Below are 22,188 nucleotides of genomic sequence, written 5' to 3' on the forward strand. Positions count from 1 at the left end.
TCACTTGACACTGCCTTGCATTGGTCCGTCATTTATCGGACCAGCGCCTCCGCGGCCCTCTCGATGATCTCGTCGACGGTCTCCCCGGGGGCCTGGCGCGTGGTGTCCAACCATAGACCAATGCGCGGGGTCTCGGTCCGCAGCGACTCGTCTAGCTGGGCAATCGTCCAGTCGGAGCCGTACCCGACCTTGGGGCGGGCACGTTCGCGGCGATCCACTTCATCCGGATCGGGTGCCAGGACGATTACATGAAGAGGACGAGTATGAATCAATTTCGTAAACCGTTCCAAGTCCGGGCCAAGAATAACGTCCTGGACTATTGGCGTGAATCCGGCATCGAAATACAGGTCCGCGGTGTTCGCCGCTATCCGGTGACGCAGGTGCAGCTGGCGGAGCGCCTCGCCGTCGAGGTCAGGGGTCATCTCGGCGCGGCCGCCCACGACCATGCGCCGGAACGTGTCGCCGCGCACGTGGGCGGAGCGCGGCAGGCGCTCCGCCAGCGCCTGCGCCACGGTGGACTTGCCGGCGGCCGAGACGCCGGTGATCAGGACGGCGCCGTTCACGTGCCGACGAGCTTCCGCACCCGGTCGGCGCCTATGGACAGCAGCAGCGTGGGCAGCCTGGGGCCGGTGTCGCGGCCGACCAGCAGCCTGTAGAGCAGGGCGAAGAAGGCCCGCTGCGCCGCCTTCAGCTCGGGTGTCGCCTTGGCGTCGGCCGGCAGGCCCGCCTGGAGCTTCGGCACGCCGTACACGAGCGTGGTGAGGCTGTCCAGCGACCAGTCGTCCAGGCCGTCGGACAGCAGCCGCAGCGACTCGCGCTCGGTCTGGCCGAGCGAGTCGAGCAACTCCTCGTCCGGGTCCTCGCGCACGCGCGTGCGCTCGCCGGCGGGCACGTGGGCATCGACCCAGCGCTGCGCCCGGTCCAGGCGGGGGCGGGCCTCGTCGACCGTCTCGATCGCGTCGAGGTCGCGCAGGATCCGCAGGATCTGCTCGGCGTCGCCGGTCGTGACGTCCACGATGGAGGCCAGCGTCCGGTACGGGACCGGGTGCGGGGTGGCGGGCAGCGGGCCCGCGGCCGTGCCCACCGCCCTCCTGTACGCGGCCAGCTCGGCGGGCTGCCCCTGACCATCCGCGATCTTGCGGCCCAGGGCGTCCCACTCGTCGTAGAGCCGCTGGATCTCCTGGTCGAAGGCGATCTTGAAGGACTGGGCGGGCTTGCGGCGGGCGTAAAGCCAGCGCAGCACCGGCGCCTCCATGATCTCCAGCGCGTCGGCGGGAGTCGGCACGTCGCCCTTGGAGCTGCTCATCTTGGCCATGCCGGTGATGCCGACGAACGCGTACATGGGGCCGATCGGCTGCCGGCCGCCGAACACCTCGCCCACGATCTGGTCGCCGACGATCCACGCCGAGCCGGGAGAGTGGTGATCGACCCCCGACGGCTCGAAGACCACGCCCTCGTAGGCCCAGCGCATCGGCCAGTCGACCTTCCAGACGAGCTTGCCGCGGTCGTGCTCGGCCAGGCGCACGGTCTCGCCGAAGCCGCACTCGCAGGTGTAGGCCAGCTCGGTGGTCGCGTCGTCGTACGCGGTGACCGTCGTCAGGTCGCGCTCGCACAGGTCGCAGTACGGCTTGTACGGGAAGTACTCCTCCACCTGCTTCGACCGGTAGCGGGAGAGCACGGCGTCGATCTTCGCGCGCTCGCGCACGGCCAGCAGGATCTGCTCGCGGTAGGCGCCGCGCGTGTACTGCTCGGTCTGGCTGATGCCGCGGTATTCGACGCCCAGCTCCTCCAGGGCCCGGATCATGGGCGCCTTGAAGTGCTCGGCCCAGTTGGCGTACGAGCTCCCGGGAGGGGCGGGCACCGAGGTCAGCGGCTTGCCGATGTGCTCGGCCCACGACGGGTCGACGCCCGCGGGCACCCTGCGGAAGCGGTCGTAGTCGTCCCAGGACAGCAGATGCACGCACTCGACCCCGCGCCGCCGGATCTCGTCGGCGACGAGGTGGGGGGTCATGACCTCGCGCAGGTTGCCCAGATGGATGGGGCCCGACGGGCTCAGGCCCGAGGCGCAGACGATCGGTTTGCCGGGCGCGCGCCGCTCCGCCTCGGTGATGACCTCGTCCGCGAACCTGGAGACCCAGTCGGTCTCGGCACTTTCCGCCATCGCGCCATTCTTGCGGCTCCGCGTCACCCAAGCCAACGCGTTACCAACCAAACCCTCCGTGTCGCCAGTCCCGGACGGCCCGCGCCCCACCGCCGACGAGCGGCGGGGCGGCGGGTAAGCGGGGTCGCTAGAGGGTCGCCGCGTGCGGGTCCCAGTCGGCGGGGAGCGGGTCCGGAGCGGTCAAGGTGGAGGTGATGGGCAGGAACTCACCGCGCTCGCCCGACTCCGAGATGGCGCACATGAGCTCGAGCACGTGGTACGCCAGCTCCCCCGACGCCCGGTGCCCCGTGCCCGCCCGGAGCGACCTGGCCAGGTCGAGCACGCCGATGCCGCGCCCGGCCGTGGTGCCCGACACCGGCAGCTCGCGCCAGTCCGCGTCGCGTGGTCCCCGGGCCAGCAGCGGGCCCTCGAAGGTGTTGGGGTCGGGGAGCGACAGCGCGCCCTCGGTGCCGATGATCTCGATCATCCGGCGGGGGACCGGCGAGTCGAAGCTGAACGTGGCCGTCGCCGTCGCCGTCCCCGGGAAGTCGAGCAGCGCGTTGACGTGCGTCGGGACGTCCACGGGGAAGACCAGGCCCTCCTTGGGCCCCGAGCCGACGACGCGGTGCGGCCGCGCCTTGCGGGTGTCGGCCGCCACCCGGGTGACGGGCCCGAGCAGCGACACCAGGGCCGTCAGGTAGTAGGGGCCGAGGTCGAAGAGCGGGCCGCCGCCCGGCTGGTAGAAGAACTCAGGGTTGGGGTGCCAGGACTCCGGCCCCAGGTTCTGGATGGCGGACGTGACGGCGACCGGCTCGCCGATGAGGCCGGAGCGCAGGGCGTGCAGGGCCGACTGGAGCCCGGCGCCCAGGAACGTGTCGGGGGCGCCGCCCACCCGCAGGCCCAGGTTGGCGGCCTCGGCCACGACCTTGGCGGCCTCGTCCACGCTCATGGCCAGCGGCTTCTCGCCGTACACGTGCTTGCCGGCGCGCAGCGACTCCAGCGCGACGGCCGCGTGCGCGGACGGGACGGTGAGGTTGACGACGATCTCGACCTCGGGCACCCCCAGGACGGTGGCGAGGGTGCCCGACACGGGGACGCCGTACTCGGCCGCGACCGCGGCGGCCCGCTCGGTGTCGATGTCCGCGAGGCCGAGCACGCGGACGTCGGGGAAGGAGGTGAGGTTTCGGAGGTATTGGCCACTGATGTTCCCGGCGCCGATGAGGGCGACGCCGATGGGGCCGTTGCTCAAGAGCCCTCCAGGGAGGTGAGGTAGGCGTGGCTGTCCGCGAGAGCGGCGAAGATGTCGGTCGCGCACTCGTCGAGCTCGACGATGCGCCAGGCGTCGGGTGCGGCGTCGAGGATCTCGGGCACCGCCATGACGCCGCGGCCCACCGCGGTGTGCGGCTCGCCCTTGACCACCGGGCCGTCCTTGACGTGCAGCGCCAGGACGCGCTCGGAGAGGCGGCCGAGCAGGGCGGGCACGTCCGCGCCGCCCACCGCCGCCCAGTAGGTGTCGATCTCCAGGAACACCTCGGGAGCGAGCAGGTCGGCCAGCACCTCGATGGCGTGCCGGCCGTCGATCTCGGGCTCGATCTCCCACCAGTGGTTGTGGTAGCCGATCCGCATCCCGTACCGGGCCGCCTGCTCGGCGAAGCCGTTCAGCAGATCGGCCGTGCGCGACAGGCCGTCGCGCGTGGTGAACTCCTCGTGCTCGATGCCGCCGGGGATGATCACCAGGTCGGTGCCGACCGTGGCGATGGCGTCGAAGACCTTCGACGGCTCCTTGCTGAGCAGCGCGTACGCGTGCGTGCTCGACACCGTCAGCCCCAGGTCGTCCACGACCTCGCGGAAGCCCTTGGGGTCCGTCGTGGGGTCGTAGGGCTCGACGGACCGATAGCCGATCTCCGCGATCCGGCTCAGCACCGTGTCGCGGTCGGCCGCCAGCGCGTCCCTGACGGTGTAGAGCTGGACACTGATCGGTTTCGTCATCCGCGTACCCCCAGGAGGTGCTCGAGTGCGAGCTGGTTGAGCCGGGTGAAGTGGAAGCCGCGGGCGGCGGCCACCTCGGGGTCGAAGTCGTCCTTGGCCAGGTCTGCCCAGGTCTCGCCCGGCGCAAGCGTGGGCTGGGCGAGTTCGTCCACGCGGGAGGCGCTCAGGGCCTCCTGCACTTCGGGGTCGGCGCGGAAGGCCCGCGACTTCTCCTTGAGGATCAGGTAGGTGCGCATGTTCGCGGCCGCCGAGTCCCACACGTCCTGGGCGTCCTCGGTGCGCAGCGGCTTGTAGTCGAAGTGGCGGGGGCCGTCGTAGCCGCCGTTCTCCAGCAGGTCGACCAGGAAGAAAGCGCTCTTGAGGTCGCCGTGGCCGAAGATCAGGTCCTGGTCGTACTTGGGGCCGTGCTGGCCGTTGAGGTCGATGTGGAAGAGCTTGCCGTGCCACAGCGCCTGGGCGATGCCGTGCACGAAGTTGAGCCCGGCCATCTGCTCGTGGCCGACCTCGGGGTTGAGGCCCACCATCTCGGGGTGCTCCAGCTCGTTGATCAGTGCCAGGGCGTGGCCGATCGTGGGCAGGAGGATGTCGCCGCGGGGCTCGTTCGGCTTGGGCTCGAGGGCGAAGCGGAGGTCGTAGCCGCGCTCGCGTACGTACGAGCACAGCGTGTCCAGGCCCTCCTTGTAGCGGTCGAGCGCGGCCTTGACGTCCTTGGCCGAGTCGGACTCGGAGCCCTCGCGGCCGCCCCAGCACACGTACGTCTTGGCGCCGAGCGAGGCGGCCAGGTCGATGTTCCTGATCACCTTGCGCAGCGCGTACCGGCGGACGTCGCGGTCGTTGCTGGTGAACGCGCCGTCCTTGAAGACCGGGTGGGTGAAGAGGTTCGTGGTGGCCATCGGGACCTTCATGCCGGTCTCGTCCAGGGCCTTCCTGAACGCGGCGACGGCCTTGTCCCGGTCGGGCTCGACGGCGAGCAGGTCGTCGTCGTGGAACGTGACGCCGTACGCGCCCAGCTCCGAGAGCTTGTGGACGGTCTCCACCGGGTCGAGCGGCGCCCGCGAGGCGTCGCCGAAGGGGTCGCGCGCCTGCCAGCCGACCGTCCAGAGGCCGAAGGTGAACTGGTCGGTCGGGGTTGGGATGAAATCGGTCATTTGTGTGCGCTCCTCGGGATTAGTCCATAATCTGTACATAATCCTGAGGAGGCAGGCATGGCGGCGTCAAGAGGGGTCCGGCATGATTCCATGCGCGCCCGTAACCTGGCCGTAGTCCTGGGCGCCATCCACCGATCAGGACCGCACACCCGGGCCGCGCTCGCCGAGATGACGGGGCTCACCAAGACCACCGTGTCCAGCCTCGTGTCCGACCTGATCGAGGCGGGAGCGGTGGCCGAGGGCGGGGCCGTGCGGGGCGGCGAGCGGGGGCGGCCGGGCGTGGCCGTGAGCCTGAGCGGCGACCGGGTCGCCACGCTGGGGCTGGAGATCAACATCGACTACCTGGCCGCGTGCGTCGTCGATCTGACCCGGGAGGTGCGGCTGCGCCGTACCCGGCCGGCCGACAACCGCAACTCCGACCCCGTGGACATCCTCGGGAGCCTGCGCGACCTGGTGAAGGAGACCACGGCCGAGGCCGAGCCGGCCGGGCTGCGGGTCATCGGCGCCGCCCTGGCCGTGCCCGGGACGGTCGAGGGCGAGGTGCTGCGCAACGCGCCGCATCTGGGCTGGCGGGACGTACGCGTGCCGGACCTCGTCGACCTGCCCTTCGTCATCGACAACGAGGCGAACCTGGCGGCGCTCGGCGAGCTGTGGTTCGGCTCGCGGGAGACGGACTTCCTCTACGTGTCCGGCGAGATCGGCATCGGGGCCGGGCTCGTGGTGGACGGCACCGTGTTCAGGGGGACGTTCGGGCTGGCGGGCGAGCTCGGTCACGTGGTCGTGGTGCCCGACGGGCCCGCCTGCAGGTGCGGCGGGCGGGGCTGCCTGGAGGTGTACGCCGGTCAGGACGCTCTTCTGGGGGCACTTCCCTCGGTGTCCGAGCTGGTCACGCGGCTGGAGTCGGGAGAGCGCCAGGCGCTGGAGGCGTGCGGGCGGGCCGGGCACGCGCTCGGCGTGGCGCTCACCTCGGCCGTGCACCTGCTCGACCCGGGCCGGATCGTGCTCGGCGGGATCTACGCGCCGCTCTTCCCCTGGCTCGAAGGGCCGGTGTCGGAGGGGTTGGGCACCCGGCTGGGCCACATGCGGGGCACGCCGCCCGCTCTCGTGGTCTCCGGCATCGGCGCGGACGCCGCGGTGCTGGGCGCGGCGGGGCTGATCATCCAGCAGGTCATCGCCGAGCCCGCCCAGATGCTCGGCCTGTAAGGGGCGATCTCTACCATATCGGCATGCTGATCGAAGAGCGGGCCGCCGAGGACGGCGAGCTGACCGAACTGCTCGACGCGGCGTTCGCGGAGCTGGTGGCGCGTTACGGGCCCGAGGGGCGCTCGCAGGTCAAGGACGGCGCGAGGTTCCTCGTGGCGTCGGTGGACGGCCGGGCCGTCGGCTGCGGCGCCGTGCAGCCCGTGGACGACCTCACCGGGGAGCTCAAGCGGATGTTCGTGCTGCCCGAGTATCGCGGGCGCGGCATCGCCACGTCGATCCTGGGCGCGCTGGAGGGGCTGGCCTGGGACCTGGGCTACCGGCGGCTGCGGCTGGCGACCGGGCTGCGGCAGCCCGAGGCCATCGCGCTGTACGAGCGGTGCGCGTACCGGCCGATCGAGCCGTACGGGAAGTACGTGGACGCCCCGCTGACCCGCTGCTACGAGAAGCCGCTGGCTCAGTAGTAGCCCTTGGCGCCGTCGAGCAGCTCCCTGACCGTGTCGAGGTGGCCGACGTGCCTGGCGGTCTCCTCGACCATGTGGAGCAGGATCCAGCGCAGGGTGGCGGCGTTGGAGCTGAAGCCGGGGAACTCGCCCACGTCGTCGAACGAGTGGGCGGCGACGATCTCGTTGGAGACCGCGCACTGCTGCTCGAACTCGTCGAGGAGCCGGGCCAGCGGGACGCCCTCGACCCGCATGTCAAGGTCCTCCGCCGTCTCGTCGAACTGCGGGTTGGGGGCCGAGTCGCGGCCCAGGAAGAGGACCTCGAACCAGCAGTGCTCGGTCCAGCGCATGTGGGAGACCAGGCCCGCCACCGTCATGAGCGGCGAGGTCGGCAGGACCGGCCGGTGGGCGTCCTCCTCCGACAGGCCCTCGCATTTCCACCGCACGAGCGCGCGCTGCAGGTCGAGCCAGCCGATGAGCTGGGTACGTTCGTCTGCGACCGCGGGAGGGCGTACGCGCGAGAGGCTCATGGCCGCCGACGCTACTTCAGTGATCGCCCTGCCCGCACCGCATTTTCCCGGCGGTGGGCGGACCGGGAAGGCCCGCCCACCCGCGCCTAGCCCTTGGCCGCGTCCTCCAGGCCCTGGACGTCGATCTTCCTCATGCCCATCATGGCCTTGACGGCGCGCTGCGCCCGCTCCGGGTCGGGGTCGCCGATCAGCTCCTGGAGGCGGCGCGGGATGATCTGCCAGGACAGGCCGTACTTGTCCTTGAGCCAGCCGCACTGCGACTCCTCGCCGCCCTCGGTGAGCTTCGCCCACAGCTCGTCGACCTCCTCCTGCGAGTCGCAGTCGACGTAGAGCGAGACGGCCTCGGTGAACGTGAACTCCGGGCCGCCGTTCAGCGCGATGAACCGCTGCCCGGCCAGCTCGAACGTCACCACCATGGCCGCCCCGGTGGGCCCGGGGGTGACCTCGAGGACGCGCGAGTCCTTGAAGAGCGAGGTGTAGAACCCGGCGGCCTCCTCGGCCTGGTCGTGGAACCAGAGGAACGTTGTGATCTTCTGCATGGCGTTTCCTTCCTACGAGGTCTCTCGCCAACGCGTCGAACTCCCCTGGGCCGGATCGACAGACCAGACACCGGATTTTCGGTTTTTTCTGACGCGCCACCCGCGGGCCGCTAACCAGGCGCCGGCGCGGTGCTCTCGCGGATCACCAGGCTGGTCGCCAGCTCGACCCGCGGCGTGTCGGGCTCCTGGCCGTTGATGAGCTGGATCAGCATGCGGGCGGCCATGGCCGCCATGTTGGCCAGGGGCTGGCGCACGGTGGTGAGCGTGGGGGCGATCCACTGCGCGAAGGACAGGTCGTCGAACCCGACCACGCTCAGGTCCTCCGGCACGCGCAGGCCGCGCGCGTGGGCCGCCCGGTACGTCGCCAGCGCCTGGATGTCGTTGCCCGCGAAGACGGCCGTGGGGCGGTCGGGCACGTCCAGCAGCTCCATGGCGTGGTGGTAGGCCGGCTCGTGGCTGTAGTCGCCGTGCCGGATCAGGGCGGGGTCGACCTCGATGCCCACCTGGTCGAGCGCGGCGCGGTAGCCGTCGAGCCGGGCCCGCGAGGTCAGCCGGTGCGCGGGGCCGGTGATCATCGCGATCCGCCGGTGGCCGAGCTCGATCAGGTGCCTGGTCGCGGTGAAGCCGCCGTTCCAGCTGGTCGAGCCGACCGACGGCACGTCGGGGCCCTCGTCCACGGACGGCTGCACCACCACGAACGGGATGCCCAGCCGCCGCAGCTCGCGCTCCTGGTCGGCCGAGAGCTCGGAGATGACCAGGATCGCGCCGAGCGAGCCGCGCGTGCCGAGGTCGTCGAGCCACTGGCGGGCCAGGTTGCTCCGCTTGTGCACGGCCGAGACGACCAGGCCCATGCCCTCGGCCTGCAGCGCCTCCTCGGCGCCGCGGATCAGCTCCACCGCCCAGGGGTTGTCCAGCTCGTTGATGACGAACTCGATCAGGCCGCCGGGATGCTCGTAGCGGCCGGGCAGCGTGTAGCCGTGCTGGCCGAGCAGCCGCTGGACCTTGCCCCTGGTCTTCGCGGAGACATCCGACCTCCCGTGCAGCACCTTGGACACGGTCGAGACCGAGACGCCGGCCTGAGCCGCGATGTCGGCCATCGTGCTCCGCCGCTCCGTCGTGATGTCGTCCACTGTTCACATCCTCCCGTCCCCTAAGTCTGCCGTCTCGGACAAGCCCTTGACGACATCCGACGTTTCGCCTACGTTTCCGGCAGGTTGATGTTTCGCAACCTTTCGCAAATCCCTTTGGGGGACTCTACATGGCCCTCACCCGCCGCACCTTCCTCACCGCCGCCACTGCCGCGGCCACCCTGGGCCTGGCGGCCCCGGCACGCGCGGAGGACGCCTTCGACGCGGCCCGCCTGCGGTGGACCGGCATGATCGCGGGCGGCGCGTTCGACCCGGGCGACCCCGACTTCGCCGCGAAGGTGGCCGCCGTCGACTCGGCCGCCGCCTCACTGCGGGCGTCGATGAGCCCGGATCCGGCCCGCCCGAGCCTCTGGCCGGGCCTGCCGCTCGACGACCCGCGTACCGGGAACTTCAGCCGGGCCTACAGCCAGGTGCGCGGCATGGCCCTGGGCTGGGCGACGCCCGGCACGCGGATGCACGGCGATGCCGCGTTCGCCGCCGACGTGGTGAGCGCGCTGGACTTCCTGTACGAGCACGCCTACAACGAGCGGCTCGAACGGCAGAACAGCAACTGGTTCTGGTGGGAGATCGGCGTGCCGCGCTCGCTGACCGACACCTGCGCGCTCCTCTATGAGGACATCCCGGCCGGCCGGCTGGACGTCTGGTTCGGGCCGCTGCTGCGCTGGTGCCCGGACGCCGACCACCGCATCAGCAACGCGACGATCACCGAGACCGGGGCGAACCGCACGAACAAGGCCATGGCCGTGGCCATGCGCGGCGTGCTCACCAGGGACGCGACCGCGATCGAGCTGGCCAGGGACGGCATCTCGGACAAGCTCGGCGGCGGCAGGTGGAGCCTGCTCAAGCTGACCGAGGGCCCGCGGGACGGCTTCTACCGCGACGGCTCGTTCATCCAGCACGAGTTCTACCCGTACACCGGCGCGTACGGCACCGACCACCTCGACGGCGTCGCCCGGCTGATCACCCTCTACGCCGGTTCCCCATGGGACATCGCCGACCCCGACGTGGTCAACGTCTTCGACATCGTGGACCGGTCGTTCATCCCGGTGATCTACGACGGGCTGATGATGGACATGGTCCGCGGCCGGCAGATCAGCGTGCAGGGCTGGCGAGACACGGACGCCGGGCAGAAGGCGCTGGAAGGCATCCTGATCCTGCTGGAGGGCGCCCCGCGCGCCTACGCCGAGCGGTGGCGGCCGGTCATCAAGGGCTGGGTGACGCGCAACACCGTGCACCCGTTCCTGGCCAGGGCGGGACTGCCCGCCGTGCGGCAGGCCAAGGCCATCCTGAACGACGCCGCCGTCCCGACGGGGCCGCGTACGGAGGGCACGTACGTCTTCGCCGACATGGACCGCGTCGTGCACCGGCGGCCCACCTGGGCGTACGCGATCTCGATGTGCTCGGAGCGGATCGGCGCCGCCGAGGGGATCAACCTGGAGAACCTGCACGGCTGGTACACCGGCGACGGCATGACCCGTGCGGCTGGTCCGGACGGCCGACGGGCCCGCCCGGTGGGCCGTCTCGGTCGCCGTCTGCGGCACCCGCGGTCACACCCACTCCGCCGTACTCCGACTCAACACCTAGGAGGAACGCATGGATCACGCACCCAGCCGCCGCGCGCTGCTCGGCGGCACGATGGCCGGCCTCGCCGTCCCGCTCATCGGCGGCGCCCCGGCCCGGGCCGCCGCCGCCCAAGCGGCGGGCCCCATCGGCTCCGGCTGGACGGAGATCTTCCCCAGCTACTCCGTCCACCAGCCGCCCGACAGGACCCGCCACACCTACGACGCCGCCACCGGCGAGCACCACTTCTGGGTGTACGACACCGACCCCAGCACCTTCCCCGGCCAGGACTCGGGCCCGCGTAGCGAGCTGCGCTTCCACAACGACTACACCTCGGGGGACGCGCAGTTCGAGTGCGACATGAAGATCGGGGCGGGCACGCACCGGATGTGCGTCATGCAGGTCTTCGGCGGCGCGACGTCGGCGACGGCGTTCATGACGCTGGCCATGAACACCGACAGCATCAACTACTACGACTCCACGACGCAGATCTACGCCCCCGTGTACGACAAGTACATCCGGCTCAACGTCGTCCACGAGACCGGCATCGGCAAGATCCACATCTTCGTCAACCGCCAGTACCGCACCAGCTTCAACGACCGCGGGGCGGCCACCCACTACTTCAAGGCCGGCCTCTACGGCCGGGCAGGGATGTCGGCGCGCAGCGACAACTACCTCAAGAACATCCACATCTATCGCAAGTGACACCCGGCCGGCCCGCTCCATTCCCAGGGGCGGGCCGCCTCGTTAGAGTGCCGATCATGGAGCCGACGACCGCGGAACAGTACCGGCGCTTCGCGTCGAGGGAGGCCCGCGGCTCGTCGCCGCTGTACGAGCAGCTCGCCTCCGGGGTGGCCGGCGACCCCGACCTGATCGCGCTGCTGTCCGGCCTCCCGCCCGCCAAGCGGCAGCCCAACCTGCTGTTCGCCGCCGCCCGGTACGTCGCGGGGACGCCCGCCGGCTATCAGGAGTTCCGCCGGTCCGTGCTCGACCACCGCGACGCGGTCGTCGCCACGATGCTCGCCCGCCGTACCCAGACCAACGAGGCGGCCCGGTGCGCCGCTCTCTACCCGCTGCTCGCCTCGCTCCCGCAGCCGCTGGCGCTGCTGGAGGTCGGCGCGTCGGCCGGGCTGTGCCTGCTGCCCGACCGCTACGGCTACGACTACGACGGACGCCTGGCCGGGGGCGTGGACAGCCCGGTGCGGCTGCGCTGTCGCACCGAGGGCGAGTCGCCCTTCGCCGAGCCGGGCGGCGCGCTGACCGTCGCGTGGCGGGCCGGCATCGACCTCAACCCCCTCGACGTCACCGACCCCGACGACGTCCGGTGGCTCAGGACGCTGGTCTGGCCCGGACAGCACGACCGCCTGCGGCGCCTGGACGCCGCCATCGACGTGGCGCGCCGGGATCCGCCCCGCATCGTGCGGGGAGACCTCAACGCGCTGGTCGGCGAGGTGGCCGCCCAGGCGCCCGAGCACGCCACGCTCGTCGTCTACCACACCGCGGTCCTCTACTACGTGCCGGACGACGAGCGCGCCACGTTCGTGGAGCAGGTCCGGCGGCTCGGCGGCCACTGGATCGCCCAGGAGGACCCGGGCGTCCTACCCGGCGTGGACGCCCAGCTCCGCGAGCGGCCGCCGGCGGACGTCCTCACCTACGCGCTCGCGCTCGACGGGCGTCCCGTCGCGTTCTCCGCGATGCACGGTGGCTGGCTCCGCTGGTTGCCCGCCTGAGACCTGGCCCCTCACCCGCGCGCCGCGAGCGTGTCCGCCGGACGGGAGCTCAGCGCGAACCTGCCCGGGACAGCCGTGGCCACCAGCGCCAGGGCCGCCACGGCGGCGACCACCGCGAGGTACGCGACCGGCGGCACGTACGGCAGCGCCGACCCCGTCATCCCCGCGCTGAAGGCGGCCAGCGTCACCAGCGAGATCGCCGTCCCGAGGGCCACCGCCACGACCGTCGCCGTCAGCGTCTCCGCGCGCAGCATCCGCGCCGCCTGCCGCCGCGTCGTGCCCACCACCCGCAGCAGGGCGAGCTCCCTGGACCTGGCCAGGGTGGACATGGCCAGCGTGTTGACCACGGCGATCGCGCAGAAGGCGATGATCAGGCCCATGGCGACGTACGTGACCGCCGCGTTGGGGCTCTCCACCTGCGCCGTCCCGGCCCCGTCGAGCACCGGCACGCCGGACGCCCGCCGGAGCGCCTCGCGGTCCCCGCCGGAGACCAGGACGGTGCCCCGCGGGTCGTCCACGTGGCCTGCGACGAGCTCGCGGGAAAGGGTCAGGTCACCGAAGCCGAGACCGCGGGCGTAGATCGCGACGACCCGCACCTCGGCGGGGGTGCCGTCGCCGAGCACCAGCTTGAGCCGGTCTCCCAGGGCGGCGTCCAGGCGGTCGGCGGCGGTGCGGCTGATCGCCGCCGACGTGTCGCCGAGCCCGTCCAGCGAGCCCGCCACCACGCCCAGGTCCATCGTCCGGTCCAGGCCGCCGGGCGTGACGGCCCGGACGGCGTACTTCTCGAGGTCGATCCTGACCGACGTGCGCAGCACCTCCGTGACGGCACGCACGCCGGGCACCTGGCGCGCGGCGGCGGCGGAGGCGCCGGGCCCGAGCACGTGGTCGGCCCTGACGCCCGCGCTCAGCTCGCCCTGCGCGGCGTGTCCCATGGTGGTCTGCACGAACAGGATCGTGCACGTCATCGCCGTCATCAGGGTCAGCGGCACGATCACCGAGGCCAGCCGTCCGGTGCCGGCGCGCAGGCTCTTGCGCGCGAGGTAGCCGGCCACGCCGGGCGCGCGCAGCGGCAGCGCCGTCACCGCCCGCGCGACCACCGGCCCGAGCAGGGCGACCGTGATCGTCCACACCAGCGCGGTCAGCATGGTGACCGGGCTGGAGGCCGCCTCCGTGTTCAGGCCGGACAGCACGATCGTCAGGACCACGCCGCCGGCCAGGGCGAGCAGGCCCGCGACCAGCCGCACCGGCGGGATCCCGGCGGCGGGCATCGCCGTCTCTCCCAGCGCCTCCACCGGCCTGATCCGCGCCGTACGGCGGGCGGAGACGCGCGCCGCCACCCACGCGGCCACCAGCGTGGTCAGGACCGCGACGATCGGGGGGAACGGGCTGACCACCAGCCGCAGGTTCGCCGGCATCGCGCCCAGGTCGACGAACCTGGACCGCAGCCAGAACCCGAGCAGGATCCCGGCCCCGGAGCCGAGCGCCCCGGCGACCGCGCCGATGAGCAGGGCCTCGCCGCCGACAAGCCTTCTGACCTGCCCGGGGAGGGCGCCGACGGCCCGCAACAGGGCGATCTCACGCCGGCGCTGCTGCATGGACAGCGCGAACGTGCCCACCACGACGAGGATCGCCATCAGCAGCGAGGTGCCGCCGAGCGCGCCGCCCAGGCTGATGAGCTTGACCCGGGCGTTCTCCGCCTCGGGGAACTCCACCGCGCCGCGCTCGTCGCCGGTGTAGGCCACGGCGCCCTTGACGGCGACCTCGACCCCGGGCCAGACGCCGATCGCCGTCACCAGGCCCTCACGTCCGGCCAGGCGGCGGGCCTCGCCGGTGGCGAAGAAGATCGTGTCCTGGCCGGGCAGCGCCTGCGCTGTCACCCCCACCACGCGGTGGCCGGGGATCGCCCGGCCGGCGTGGCGGGCGTCCACGACCACCTCGTCCGCGGCCTTGGGGGCGCGCCCCTCGGCGAGCGTGAACGGGGTGAGCGCGGCCGACTCCCAGCCGTGGGCGGTGAACCCGGCGTAGGGGAAGGTCACCTCGGTGACCACCTTCGTCACGCCGGGCTCGCGGGCGAGATCCTGCGCCAGGGAGGCCGGGATCCACCTGCGCTCGGACAGGAGCTTGGCCTTCTCCTTGCCGCTCTCCTTGGCCTGCCGGACGTACTGGTCGCCTGCCACGATCACGGGGGCGCCGGCGTACCGCTCGGGAGCCACCCCGCCGCGCAGGCCCGTGTCCAGCAGCATCCCGCACGCCGTCACCAGAGCCGCCGCGCACAGCAGGGCCACGAACGCGCCGGCGAACCCGGCCTTGCGGTGGCGGAGCATCCTCAACGCGAAGGAGATCATCAGTTCCACGCCCCCAGCCCGGTCATGCGCCCGGCCACCTTCTCGGCGGTGGGAGCCGCCATCGCGTCCACGATCCGGCCGTCGGCCAGGAACAGCACGTTGTCGGCGTACGAGGCCGCCACCGGGTCGTGGGTGACCATCACCACGGTCTGGCCCAGCCCGGAGACCACCTCCCGCAGGAGGGTCAGCACGTCGCGGGCGGTCATCGTGTCCAGCGCGCCGGTCGGCTCGTCGCCGAACACCACCTCCGGCCTGGTCACCAGCGCCCTGGCGATCGCCACGCGCTGCTGCTGGCCGCCGGAGAGCTCGGCCGGGCGGTGCCCGGCACGGCCGTCGAGGCCCACCCGGTGCACGACCTCCCGCAGCCAGCCCTGGTCCACCCTGGCGCCGGCCAGCATGAGCGGCAACGTGATGTTCTCCGTCACGGTCAGCGCGGAGACCAGGTTGAAGGCCTGGAACACGAAGCCGACGCGCTGCCGCCGGAGCTCGGTCAGCGCGTTCTCGTCCATGCCCGCCAGGTCGGTGCCGCCCAGCCGTACCGATCCCGAGCTGGGGACGTCGAGCCCCGCCGCGCAGTGCAGGAACGTGCTCTTGCCCGAGCCCGAGGGGCCCATGACGGCGGTGAAGGTGCCCCGGGGGATGGCGATCGACACCTCGCGCAGGGCCGCCACCGCGCTCCGGCCCCTGCCGTACACCTTGCTCACCGCGTCCAACCGCACTGCCTCTGTCATGCCTCAAGCCTGCTGATCTGCGCTTTCAGCCACCAGAGAGCCGGTCACCACCCCGCCATGACCTCATCATGATCCGGACATAATGGTCAGGTGATCCGCATTCTCCTGGCCGAGGACCAGCACGTCATCAGGGAGGCGCTCGTGGCCCTGATCAGCATCGAGCCCGACATCGAGGTGGTCCAGGCGGTCGAGTCCGGGGACGCGGTGGTCTCCGCCGCCCTGGTCCACCAGCCGGACGTGGCCGTCCTGGACGTCGACATGCCCGGCGCGATCGACGGCCTCGACGCCGCCGGCGAGCTGCGCGCGAAGCTGCCGGGCTGCCGCACGCTCATGCTCACCGGCCACGGCAAGCCGGGCCACCTCCGCCGCGCGCTCGCCTCCCAGGTGGACGGCTTCATCCTGAAGACCGCCTCGCCGGAGGAGCTGACGGGCGCGATCAGGAAGGTGGCGCGGGGCGAACGGGTTCTGGACCCCTCGCTCGCCAGCACCGCGTGGAACCTGGCCGACAACCCGCTCACCCCGCGCGAGGCCGACGTCCTGCGGCTGGTCGCGGCGGGCGCCGAGGCGACCGAGATCGCGGGCCAGCTCTTCCTGACCGCGGGGACCGTCCGCAACTACATCACCGCGATCGTCGCCAAGCTCAACGCCCGCAACCGCACCGACGCCGTACGCATCGCCACCGAGGCGGGCTGGATCTAGATCGGAACCGTGGCGGTCAGCTCGAAGCAGCCGTCCTCCTGGGACACGGCCAACCGCCCGTCGAGGGCCGTCAGCCGGGTGGTGAGGTTGCCGATCCCGGCCGAGCCGCGGCGTCCCTCCGCGGCCCGTGCCCCGTCGTTGCGCACGCTCAGCCGCACGGCGCCGTCCCGTACGGACGTCGTGATCGTGCACCGGCGGGCCGAGCTGTGCCGCAGGACGTTGGTGACGGCCTCCCTGAGCACGATGCCGAGCGTGGTGTCGGCCTCCCCGGCGAGGGTGTCGTGGCCGAGGTCGAGCAGGACGTCGATGCCCGCGGTCGCCAGCAGCGAACGGGCCGACTCCGCCTCGGTGGCCAGGGACAGCTCCCGGTGCCCGCCCGACACCGTCCGCAGGTCCCGCATCGCCTGCTCGGTCATCGACAGGACGTCGTCCAGCTCCTTGCGTGCCCGCTCGGCGTCGAGGCGGCGGGCGAGCTCGCACTTGAGCAGGATCGCCGCCAGGGTGTGCCCGAGGAGGTCGTGCAGGTCCCGGGCGGCGCGCAGGCGTTCCTCGACGACGGCCGCGCGGGCCGGGCCGTCCCGCGACTCGTGCAGCTCCCTGGCCAGCTGGGCGAGCTTGAGCAGCCCGTACACGACCAGGCCGGTCACGACCGTGCTGATCGGGTAGTTGACGATCAGCGGGACCGGCAGGCCGAGCAGCACGCCGGCCGCCGCCACCACCGCGACGATGGCCGCCACCAGCGGCAGCGCCGCCGCCCACGGGAAGGCCAGCAGGATCGGCCCCGCCAGGAACCCCGCCACGCCCAGCCACGCCTGCCCGAACAGCGGGATCGGCGCGAACGTCAGCACCGCCATGATCGACAGCGCCACCGGGTGCCGCCCCTCGACCGATCGCAGCTGCATGAAGACGATGACGGCCAGCGGGATCGCCGGCCACGGCGAGCCGGCCACCAGCAGCGCCTTGGCCGAGAACCCCACCAGCACGGCCGCCAGCAGCGCCATCGGCAGCACGCTGCCACCCGGGTCGGGCACGGGCTCGGTGACCGTGGCGGGCAGCCTCGCCTCCACCGTCACCAGGGCCTCGTCGGTGAGCTCGACGGCGAGCGTGCCGCCTGCCGCCTCGACCTGGGCCGGCAGGTCGCCCAGGCTCTCGTCGCCGGCCGTGCGCGCGCCGTCGTGGGAGACGCGCAGCCGTACCGTGCCCGCCTCCGTGAAGGTCTCGATGCGGCAGGTGGTGGCCGTGCGCCGCCGTACGATCTCCGTCACGGCCTCCCGGAGCACCGCCGCCAGGAGCGCTCCCGCGGGACCCAGCGGCTCGGCGTGCCCGACGCGCACGTCCACGGTGACGCCCGCGGCGGTCAGCATGGCCTTGGCGGTGGTGGTCTCGGGGGCCAGGGACATGGCCCGGTAGCTCGCCGCCGCGGCCCTGGCCTCGGCCAGCGAGCGGCGGGCGGTCTCCACGTCGGGCTCGCCCGTCCGGGCGCCGTCGGCGATCGCGGCCAGCGCCCTGCCCAGGCCCGCGCTCAGCTCGGCGGCGATGCGCAGCCGCTCCTCGGCCGCCGCCGTCACCGCCAGCGCGAGCCTGGCCGCGTTCACCTCGTCGATCCGGTCGATCATCTTCGTCAGGCCGTAGACGACCAGGGAGATCAGCACCATGCTGATCACCGGGTCGGCGGGGCCGAGCAGCGCGGCGCTCGCCGCCACCGCCAGGGCGAGCGGCCACAGCCGGGTCAGCAGCAACGTCCCGCCGACGAAGCCGAGCACGCCGACGGAGGAGTCGGACAGCAGGACCGACCCGTACGCCAGGACGGCCTGGAGGGGGACCAGCCACCACGACCGCCACCGGGCGAAGGCGACCTGCACCCCGAACACGGCCAGCGCCAGGGGCGAACCGGCGGCCACGTAGATGCTCGCGAAGCCCGCGAACACCACGACAACGATCAGCATCGCCCGCTTGTGCACCCGAGCAGCCTAGGAGACGCCGGGTGCCGGGGATCAGGCGGAGGTCCCGACCGCGGCAGCGGGGACGCGCGGCCCGGCCGACGCCCTTGGCCTGCGGGCGGAGAGGGCCAGGACCGCGGCCGCGCAGACCGAGACCAGCCCGGCGAGAGCGGCGGCGGCGCCGAGCGTCGACGCGTCGGGGTGGACGAGGGCCTGCCCGCGCTGCGCCTGCCACAGCACCAGCCCTGTGAGCCCCGCGTACCCGAGCGCGGAGACGACCACCAGCGCGGTACGGGTGCCGGCGCCCGCGAGGACCGGGAAGCGCCGGGCGAGCAGGCGCAGGCCGATCGCGACCAGCGGGAGCACCTGCAGGGCGTGCAGGCCGACGAAGTGCGCCACCCGCAGGTCGCCCGCGCCGGTCTCCCACCCGGTGACCGCCATGCCGGCGCCGCCGTCGGGCGCGCCGACGCTGTGCGCGCCGATCGTGGTCAGGCTCAGCCCTCTGGCCAGCCCTTCCGCCTGGCCGGGGGTGGGAGCGGTCATCAGGTAGCCGACGGACATGCCCGCGAGCGAGATGGCCAGCCCCAGCGGGATCGCCCACGCCATCGCCCGGTCCAGGCGGCGCTGCGCCATCAGGAGGATCCCCATCGCGAAGGTCAGCAGCCAGCCCAGGTACGCGGCGCCACCCATGATCATGAACACCGTCTCGTCCAGCCCGGTGGCGAAGTTGAAGTGGCTGCGCACGCCCCGTGCCGCCTGGAAGGTGATGGCCGTGATCTCCGGGAGGAGGAAGCCGCCCACGGTCACGGTGCCCAGCCACCACAACGTCCGCCGCCACCGCCGGGCCTGGCCGATCATCCAGGCCAGCGTGAGCGCGTAGAGCCCGAGGGAGATCGCGAACTTGATCGGCTTGAGCCACACCCCCTGGCCCATCAGCGTCCGCCCGTCCACCGCGAGCCCGATCGCGCAGCCGACGGCCAGCACCGCCATCGCCGCCGCGCAGTAGCTGAGCGGACCATGCCACGCGGACGTGGCCTTGCGAAAGTCCCGGCGCGGTAGCAGGGCACCCATGACGACTCCTTCACATCGACTGAGTGCAACTCTGCTGGTCAGCGGCCTGCCCAACCAGAGACGTGATCACCGGCCGGGCATGACCTCGTCACGAACCGGGCATCTTGTTACGGCCGGGCCGATAGTGCCGAGACGGTACTGGTCAGTCTCCGATTTATACGTTTTCTTGACGCCCTGACCAGGCTAATCACCTCTTTGGCCTGGATAGTGTGCGATGCATATTTATGCGGCCATTTCGGAGGGGTGACCGTTATGGTGCTGGCGAAAAAGCCGGCCCCCACGGAAGGGACGCTGCGTTCCTGGTTGCTGGAGGGTTTGCAGACCGACCGGAAGCAGATCGAGCACGGTCCTCATGTGAAGCACCCGTGGTGGCGGGTGATGTGCCTGACCGGCGTGGACTACTTCTCCACGCTGGGCTACCAGCCGGGCATCGCGGCGCTGGCGGCCGGGCTGCTCTCGCCGCTGGCCACGTTGTTCCTGGTGGCGCTCACGTTGCTGGGCGCGCTGCCGGTCTACCGCCGGGTCGCGGTCGAGAGCCCGTACGGGCAGGGCTCGATCGCGATGCTGGAGAAGCTGGCGCCGCAGTGGTGGGGCAAGCTGTTCGTGCTGGTCCTGCTCGGCTTCGCGGCCACCGATTTCGTGATCACGATGACGTTGTCGGCGGCGGACGCGACCGCCCACATCCTGGAGAACCCGTTCGTGCCGGACTTCCTGGCCGGGGAGCGGGTCATCGTGACGCTCGTGCTGCTGGCCCTGCTCGGCGGGGTGTTCCTGATGGGTTTCACCGAGGCGATCGGCATCGCCGTGGTGCTCGTCTTCGTCTACCTGGCGCTGAACGCGGTCGTGGTCGCGACGGCCGTCGTGCACGTGCTGGAGGCCCCTCAGGTGGTCGTCGACTGGAAACGCGCGCTGAGCCTGGACTTCTCCAGCCCGCTGGCCATGATCGGCCTGTCTCTCGTGGTCATGCCGAAGCTGGCGCTGGGCCTGTCCGGGTTCGAGACCGGTGTCGCGGTGATGCCGGTGGTCAAGGGCGAGATCCAGGAGCGGATCAAGGGCACCAGGCGGATGCTCACCACCGCCGCGCTGATCATGAGCGTGTTCCTCGTCTTCTCCAGCTTCGTCACCACCGTGCTCATCCCGCACCAGGAGTTCGAGCCCGGCGGCAAGGCGAACGGCCGGGCGCTGGCCTACCTGGCGCACGAATATCTGGGCAACTGGTTCGGCACCGTGTACGACATCTCCACGATCGCGATCCTGTGGTTCGCCGGGGCCTCGGCGATGGCCGGGCTGATCAACCTGGTGCCGCGCTACCTGCCCCGGTACGGCATGGCGCCGGAGTGGACGGGCGCGATCCGGCCGCTGGTGCTGGTGTTCTCGGTCATCGCGTTCGCCATCACGATCATCTTCGACGCCGACGTGGACGCCCAGGGCGGCGCGTACGCCACCGGCGTGCTCGTGCTCATGCTCTCGGCCGCGGTCGCGGTGACGCTGTCGGCCGGCAAGCAGGGGCAGCACAAGGCCATGGCCGGGTTCGCGCTCATCTCGTTCGTCCTGGCCTACACCCTGATCGACAACGTCTTCGAGCGGCCGGACGGCGTCAAGATCGCCTCGTTCTTCATCGCGAGCATCGTCGGCCTCTCGCTGATCTCCCGCGCCACCCGCTCCACCGAGCTGCGGGTCACGGCGGTGCACCTGGACCCGCTGGCCGAGCAGTTCGTCAACGAGGCGGCGTGCGGCGAGATCCACGTGATCGCCAACGAGCCGCACGAGCGGGACCAGGCCGAGTACAACGACAAGTTGCGCGAGGCGTGGGTTACCCACCGGCTGCGTCCCGCGGAGCCCGTCCTGTTCGTGGAGGCGACGGTGCCGGACGCCTCCGAGTTCGAGTCGGAGCTGCACGTCAAGGGGGAAGAGCGGTACGGCCACAAGATCCTGTCGGTCGAGACCTCCGCGGTGCCGAACGCGCTGGCCGCGCTGCTGCTGCATCTGCGCGACCGGACCGGCTCCGTGCCGCACATCTACTTCCACTGGACCGAGGGCAATCCGGCCGTGGCGATGCTGCGCTACCTGGTCTTCGGCGGCGGTGACGTGCCGCCGGTGACCAGGGAGGTGCTGCGCCAGGCCGAGTCGGACCCGGAGCTGCGGCCGCGCGTCCACGTGGGCTGACCATAGGCGGCGGCTTCAGTCGCCTGCCCGCCCAGGATCACCGCGGCCACCACGACCGCCGTCACGCCAGCGCCACCAGGAGCAGCACCACCTGCACGCTGTGCACCGCGTCTCCTCGCCCAGCCGTCGCTCATGCCGACCAGACTTCCCGGCGCACCGTGCATGAGCAGTACAAGAAGGACGCGCTGTCCGCGGAGGGCATCGGCGTCGTCATCGACCCGGCGGGCGCGCTGTCCAGGCCCGCGAAGCGCGTGGCCTGACCGGCCGCCGCACCGCGTGAATAACGCGTCAACGGCCGTGGCGATTGCGAAGTAATGCCGTAGAAGATATCGCCCCCGCGGGCCCGGGCGGGTTTTATGAAATTGCTCCCACAGAAAGGATGGTCGATGCGCGGGCGTCCTGTGGAGATGCTGCTTCCGGCCGGGTTCGTGTGGGCGGTCGGCGCTTGCGTCGTCGCCGCGCTGGCTTTCTCCGAGGCCACGGCACGCATCATCGTCATGGCGGTGGCGGTCGGCGTGTTCGGCGCCTGGGTGCGGCGCTATTTCGCCGCACTGGCGACGGGCGCGATGTCGTGGTGTTTCGCAACGGGCTTTCTGGCGCATCCCCAAGGCCAATTGGCCTTCGGAACCGACGACCTGCTCCGGCTGGCCGCGTTCACCGCCGTGGCGCTCGTGGGCTGCGCCTGGGGATACGTGTGCGGTGCCCGCCGCCGGCACCGCCTGATGCGGGCGGACCTCCGTCGTGCCCCCGTGATCCTCGGGCGATTACACGGGCGTCCCGAGGAGCTGCCGCACGAGGCGCAGTGACGG

At 71.8% G+C, this 22,188-nt stretch carries 20 protein-coding genes; 8 read left to right on the top strand and 12 right to left on the bottom strand.

The features are described from left to right. Positions 1-32 precede the first annotated feature (32 nt). From ACIHFD_RS25915 to xylA, 5 genes are all read right to left on the bottom strand, one after another. Positions 33-563 (bottom strand): AAA family ATPase, encoded by a 531-nt coding sequence (locus ACIHFD_RS25915; RefSeq protein WP_397369039.1) that lies wholly within the window; start codon positions 561-563, stop codon positions 33-35. Beyond that, positions 560-2,161, bottom strand: a complete 1,602-nt coding sequence (lysS, locus tag ACIHFD_RS25920) for a lysine--tRNA ligase (protein WP_397369040.1) — start codon at positions 2,159-2,161, stop codon at positions 560-562. The genes ACIHFD_RS25915 and lysS overlap by 4 nt, the downstream gene beginning before the upstream one ends. Positions 2,162-2,288: 127 nt before the next feature. Further along, positions 2,289-3,389: a Gfo/Idh/MocA family protein gene (locus ACIHFD_RS25925; protein WP_397369041.1), complete on the bottom strand. Its 1,101-nt coding sequence runs from the start codon at positions 3,387-3,389 to the stop codon at positions 2,289-2,291. Next, positions 3,386-4,129, bottom strand: coding sequence for a sugar phosphate isomerase/epimerase family protein (locus ACIHFD_RS25930; protein ID WP_397369042.1), 744 nt, complete (start codon positions 4,127-4,129; stop codon positions 3,386-3,388). Before ACIHFD_RS25930 ends, ACIHFD_RS25925 begins: the two co-directional genes overlap by 4 nt. Continuing rightward, positions 4,126-5,277, bottom strand: a complete 1,152-nt coding sequence (gene xylA, locus ACIHFD_RS25935; protein WP_397369043.1) for a xylose isomerase — start codon at positions 5,275-5,277, stop codon at positions 4,126-4,128. Before xylA ends, ACIHFD_RS25930 begins: the two co-directional genes overlap by 4 nt. A 90-nt stretch (positions 5,278-5,367) precedes the next feature. On the opposite strand from xylA, the gene ACIHFD_RS25940 reads away from it, so the two are divergent. Together ACIHFD_RS25940 and ACIHFD_RS25945 are read left to right on the top strand one after the other, a co-directional pair. Continuing rightward, complete coding sequence (locus tag ACIHFD_RS25940) at positions 5,368-6,480, top strand: ROK family protein (protein ID WP_397369044.1); 1,113 nt, start codon at positions 5,368-5,370, stop codon at positions 6,478-6,480. 23 nt (positions 6,481-6,503) lie between these two features. Further along, a complete protein-coding gene (locus ACIHFD_RS25945) occupies positions 6,504-6,941 on the top strand; it encodes a GNAT family N-acetyltransferase (protein ID WP_363977046.1) in 438 nt (145 codons plus the stop codon). Here ACIHFD_RS25945 and ACIHFD_RS25950 read toward each other — a convergent pair. From ACIHFD_RS25950 to ACIHFD_RS25960, 3 genes are all read right to left on the bottom strand, one after another. Continuing rightward, entirely contained in the window at positions 6,935-7,450 is a 516-nt protein-coding gene (locus tag ACIHFD_RS25950) for a DinB family protein (protein ID WP_397369045.1), read from the bottom strand. The genes ACIHFD_RS25945 and ACIHFD_RS25950 overlap by 7 nt on opposite strands. Positions 7,451-7,536: 86 nt before the next feature. Next, entirely contained in the window at positions 7,537-7,989 is a 453-nt protein-coding gene (locus ACIHFD_RS25955) for a VOC family protein (protein ID WP_397369046.1), read from the bottom strand. A 110-nt stretch (positions 7,990-8,099) separates the two neighbouring features. Then, positions 8,100-9,119 carry a LacI family DNA-binding transcriptional regulator gene (locus ACIHFD_RS25960; protein WP_397369048.1) on the bottom strand — a complete coding sequence of 340 codons (1,020 nt, stop codon included), beginning with the start codon at positions 9,117-9,119 and terminating at the stop codon, positions 8,100-8,102. A gap of 128 nt (positions 9,120-9,247) precedes the next feature. On the opposite strand from ACIHFD_RS25960, the gene ACIHFD_RS25965 reads away from it, so the two are divergent. Genes ACIHFD_RS25965 through ACIHFD_RS25975 form a run of 3 tightly spaced genes read left to right on the top strand, consistent with a single transcriptional unit; the run spans position 9,248 to position 12,427 of the window. After that, positions 9,248-11,002: a polysaccharide lyase family 8 super-sandwich domain-containing protein gene (locus ACIHFD_RS25965; protein ID WP_397369049.1), complete on the top strand. Its 1,755-nt coding sequence runs from the start codon at positions 9,248-9,250 to the stop codon at positions 11,000-11,002. Continuing rightward, positions 10,950-11,402, top strand: a complete 453-nt coding sequence (locus tag ACIHFD_RS25970) for a polysaccharide lyase family 7 protein (RefSeq protein ID WP_397369050.1) — start codon at positions 10,950-10,952, stop codon at positions 11,400-11,402. Before ACIHFD_RS25965 ends, ACIHFD_RS25970 begins: the two co-directional genes overlap by 53 nt. Before the next feature lie 56 nt (positions 11,403-11,458). Next, positions 11,459-12,427, top strand: a complete 969-nt coding sequence (locus ACIHFD_RS25975; RefSeq protein WP_397369051.1) for a DUF2332 domain-containing protein — start codon at positions 11,459-11,461, stop codon at positions 12,425-12,427. A gap of 11 nt (positions 12,428-12,438) precedes the next feature. On the opposite strand, the gene ACIHFD_RS25980 is transcribed toward ACIHFD_RS25975, so the two are convergent. Then, positions 12,439-14,772, bottom strand: coding sequence for an FtsX-like permease family protein (locus ACIHFD_RS25980; protein WP_397369067.1), 2,334 nt, complete (start codon positions 14,770-14,772; stop codon positions 12,439-12,441). Further along, positions 14,772-15,503: an ABC transporter ATP-binding protein gene (locus ACIHFD_RS25985; RefSeq protein ID WP_363977028.1), complete on the bottom strand. Its 732-nt coding sequence runs from the start codon at positions 15,501-15,503 to the stop codon at positions 14,772-14,774. The genes ACIHFD_RS25980 and ACIHFD_RS25985 overlap by 1 nt, the downstream gene beginning before the upstream one ends. A 90-nt stretch (positions 15,504-15,593) precedes the next feature. Between ACIHFD_RS25985 and ACIHFD_RS25990 the strand changes: the two genes are divergently transcribed. Then, positions 15,594-16,202 carry a DNA-binding response regulator gene (locus ACIHFD_RS25990; protein WP_397369052.1) on the top strand — a complete coding sequence of 203 codons (609 nt, stop codon included), beginning with the start codon at positions 15,594-15,596 and terminating at the stop codon, positions 16,200-16,202. Here ACIHFD_RS25990 and ACIHFD_RS25995 read toward each other — a convergent pair. Then, a complete protein-coding gene (locus ACIHFD_RS25995; protein ID WP_397369053.1) occupies positions 16,199-18,148 on the bottom strand; it encodes a histidine kinase in 1,950 nt (649 codons plus the stop codon). The genes ACIHFD_RS25990 and ACIHFD_RS25995 overlap by 4 nt on opposite strands. 48 nt (positions 18,149-18,196) lie before the next feature. Beyond that, on the bottom strand, positions 18,197-19,213 hold the full coding sequence (locus tag ACIHFD_RS26000) for a hypothetical protein (protein WP_397369054.1): 1,017 nt from the start codon (positions 19,211-19,213) through the stop codon (positions 18,197-18,199). Between the two features lie 252 nt (positions 19,214-19,465). Here ACIHFD_RS26000 and ACIHFD_RS26005 point away from each other — a divergent pair, with 252 nt between their 5' ends. Both ACIHFD_RS26005 and ACIHFD_RS26010 read left to right on the top strand, forming a co-directional pair. Then, the gene (locus ACIHFD_RS26005; RefSeq protein WP_397369055.1) at positions 19,466-21,379 is read left to right on the top strand and encodes an amino acid transporter; all 1,914 of its coding nucleotides are present in this window, start codon (positions 19,466-19,468) and stop codon (positions 21,377-21,379) included. Positions 21,380-21,765: 386 nt separating this feature from the next. After that, positions 21,766-22,185 carry a hypothetical protein gene (locus ACIHFD_RS26010; protein ID WP_355202770.1) on the top strand — a complete coding sequence of 140 codons (420 nt, stop codon included), beginning with the start codon at positions 21,766-21,768 and terminating at the stop codon, positions 22,183-22,185. Positions 22,186-22,188: the final 3 nt, after the last annotated feature.

Source organism: Nonomuraea sp. NPDC051941, assembly GCF_044593615.1.

What these genes read in the sequence shown, in the direction of transcription:
- lysS (WP_397369040.1), bottom strand. Translation starts at nt 2,161, where the DNA reads ATGGCGGAAAGTGCCGAGACCGACTGGGTCTCCAGGTTCGCGGACGAG.
- ACIHFD_RS25930 (WP_397369042.1), bottom strand. Translation starts at nt 4,129, where the DNA reads ATGACGAAACCGATCAGTGTCCAGCTCTACACCGTCAGGGACGCGCTG.
- xylA (WP_397369043.1), bottom strand. Translation starts at nt 5,277, where the DNA reads ATGACCGATTTCATCCCAACCCCGACCGACCAGTTCACCTTCGGCCTC.
- ACIHFD_RS25940 (WP_397369044.1), top strand. Translation starts at nt 5,368, where the DNA reads ATGCGCGCCCGTAACCTGGCCGTAGTCCTGGGCGCCATCCACCGATCA.
- ACIHFD_RS25945 (WP_363977046.1), top strand. Translation starts at nt 6,504, where the DNA reads ATGCTGATCGAAGAGCGGGCCGCCGAGGACGGCGAGCTGACCGAACTG.
- ACIHFD_RS25950 (WP_397369045.1), bottom strand. Translation starts at nt 7,450, where the DNA reads ATGAGCCTCTCGCGCGTACGCCCTCCCGCGGTCGCAGACGAACGTACC.
- ACIHFD_RS25955 (WP_397369046.1), bottom strand. Translation starts at nt 7,989, where the DNA reads ATGCAGAAGATCACAACGTTCCTCTGGTTCCACGACCAGGCCGAGGAG.
- ACIHFD_RS25965 (WP_397369049.1), top strand. Translation starts at nt 9,248, where the DNA reads ATGGCCCTCACCCGCCGCACCTTCCTCACCGCCGCCACTGCCGCGGCC.
- ACIHFD_RS25975 (WP_397369051.1), top strand. Translation starts at nt 11,459, where the DNA reads ATGGAGCCGACGACCGCGGAACAGTACCGGCGCTTCGCGTCGAGGGAG.
- ACIHFD_RS25980 (WP_397369067.1), bottom strand. Translation starts at nt 14,772, where the DNA reads ATGATCTCCTTCGCGTTGAGGATGCTCCGCCACCGCAAGGCCGGGTTC.
- ACIHFD_RS25985 (WP_363977028.1), bottom strand. Translation starts at nt 15,503, where the DNA reads ATGACAGAGGCAGTGCGGTTGGACGCGGTGAGCAAGGTGTACGGCAGG.
- ACIHFD_RS25995 (WP_397369053.1), bottom strand. Translation starts at nt 18,148, where the DNA reads ATGCTGATCGTTGTCGTGGTGTTCGCGGGCTTCGCGAGCATCTACGTG.
- ACIHFD_RS26000 (WP_397369054.1), bottom strand. Translation starts at nt 19,213, where the DNA reads ATGGGTGCCCTGCTACCGCGCCGGGACTTTCGCAAGGCCACGTCCGCG.
- ACIHFD_RS26005 (WP_397369055.1), top strand. Translation starts at nt 19,466, where the DNA reads ATGGTGCTGGCGAAAAAGCCGGCCCCCACGGAAGGGACGCTGCGTTCC.
- ACIHFD_RS26010 (WP_355202770.1), top strand. Translation starts at nt 21,766, where the DNA reads ATGCGCGGGCGTCCTGTGGAGATGCTGCTTCCGGCCGGGTTCGTGTGG.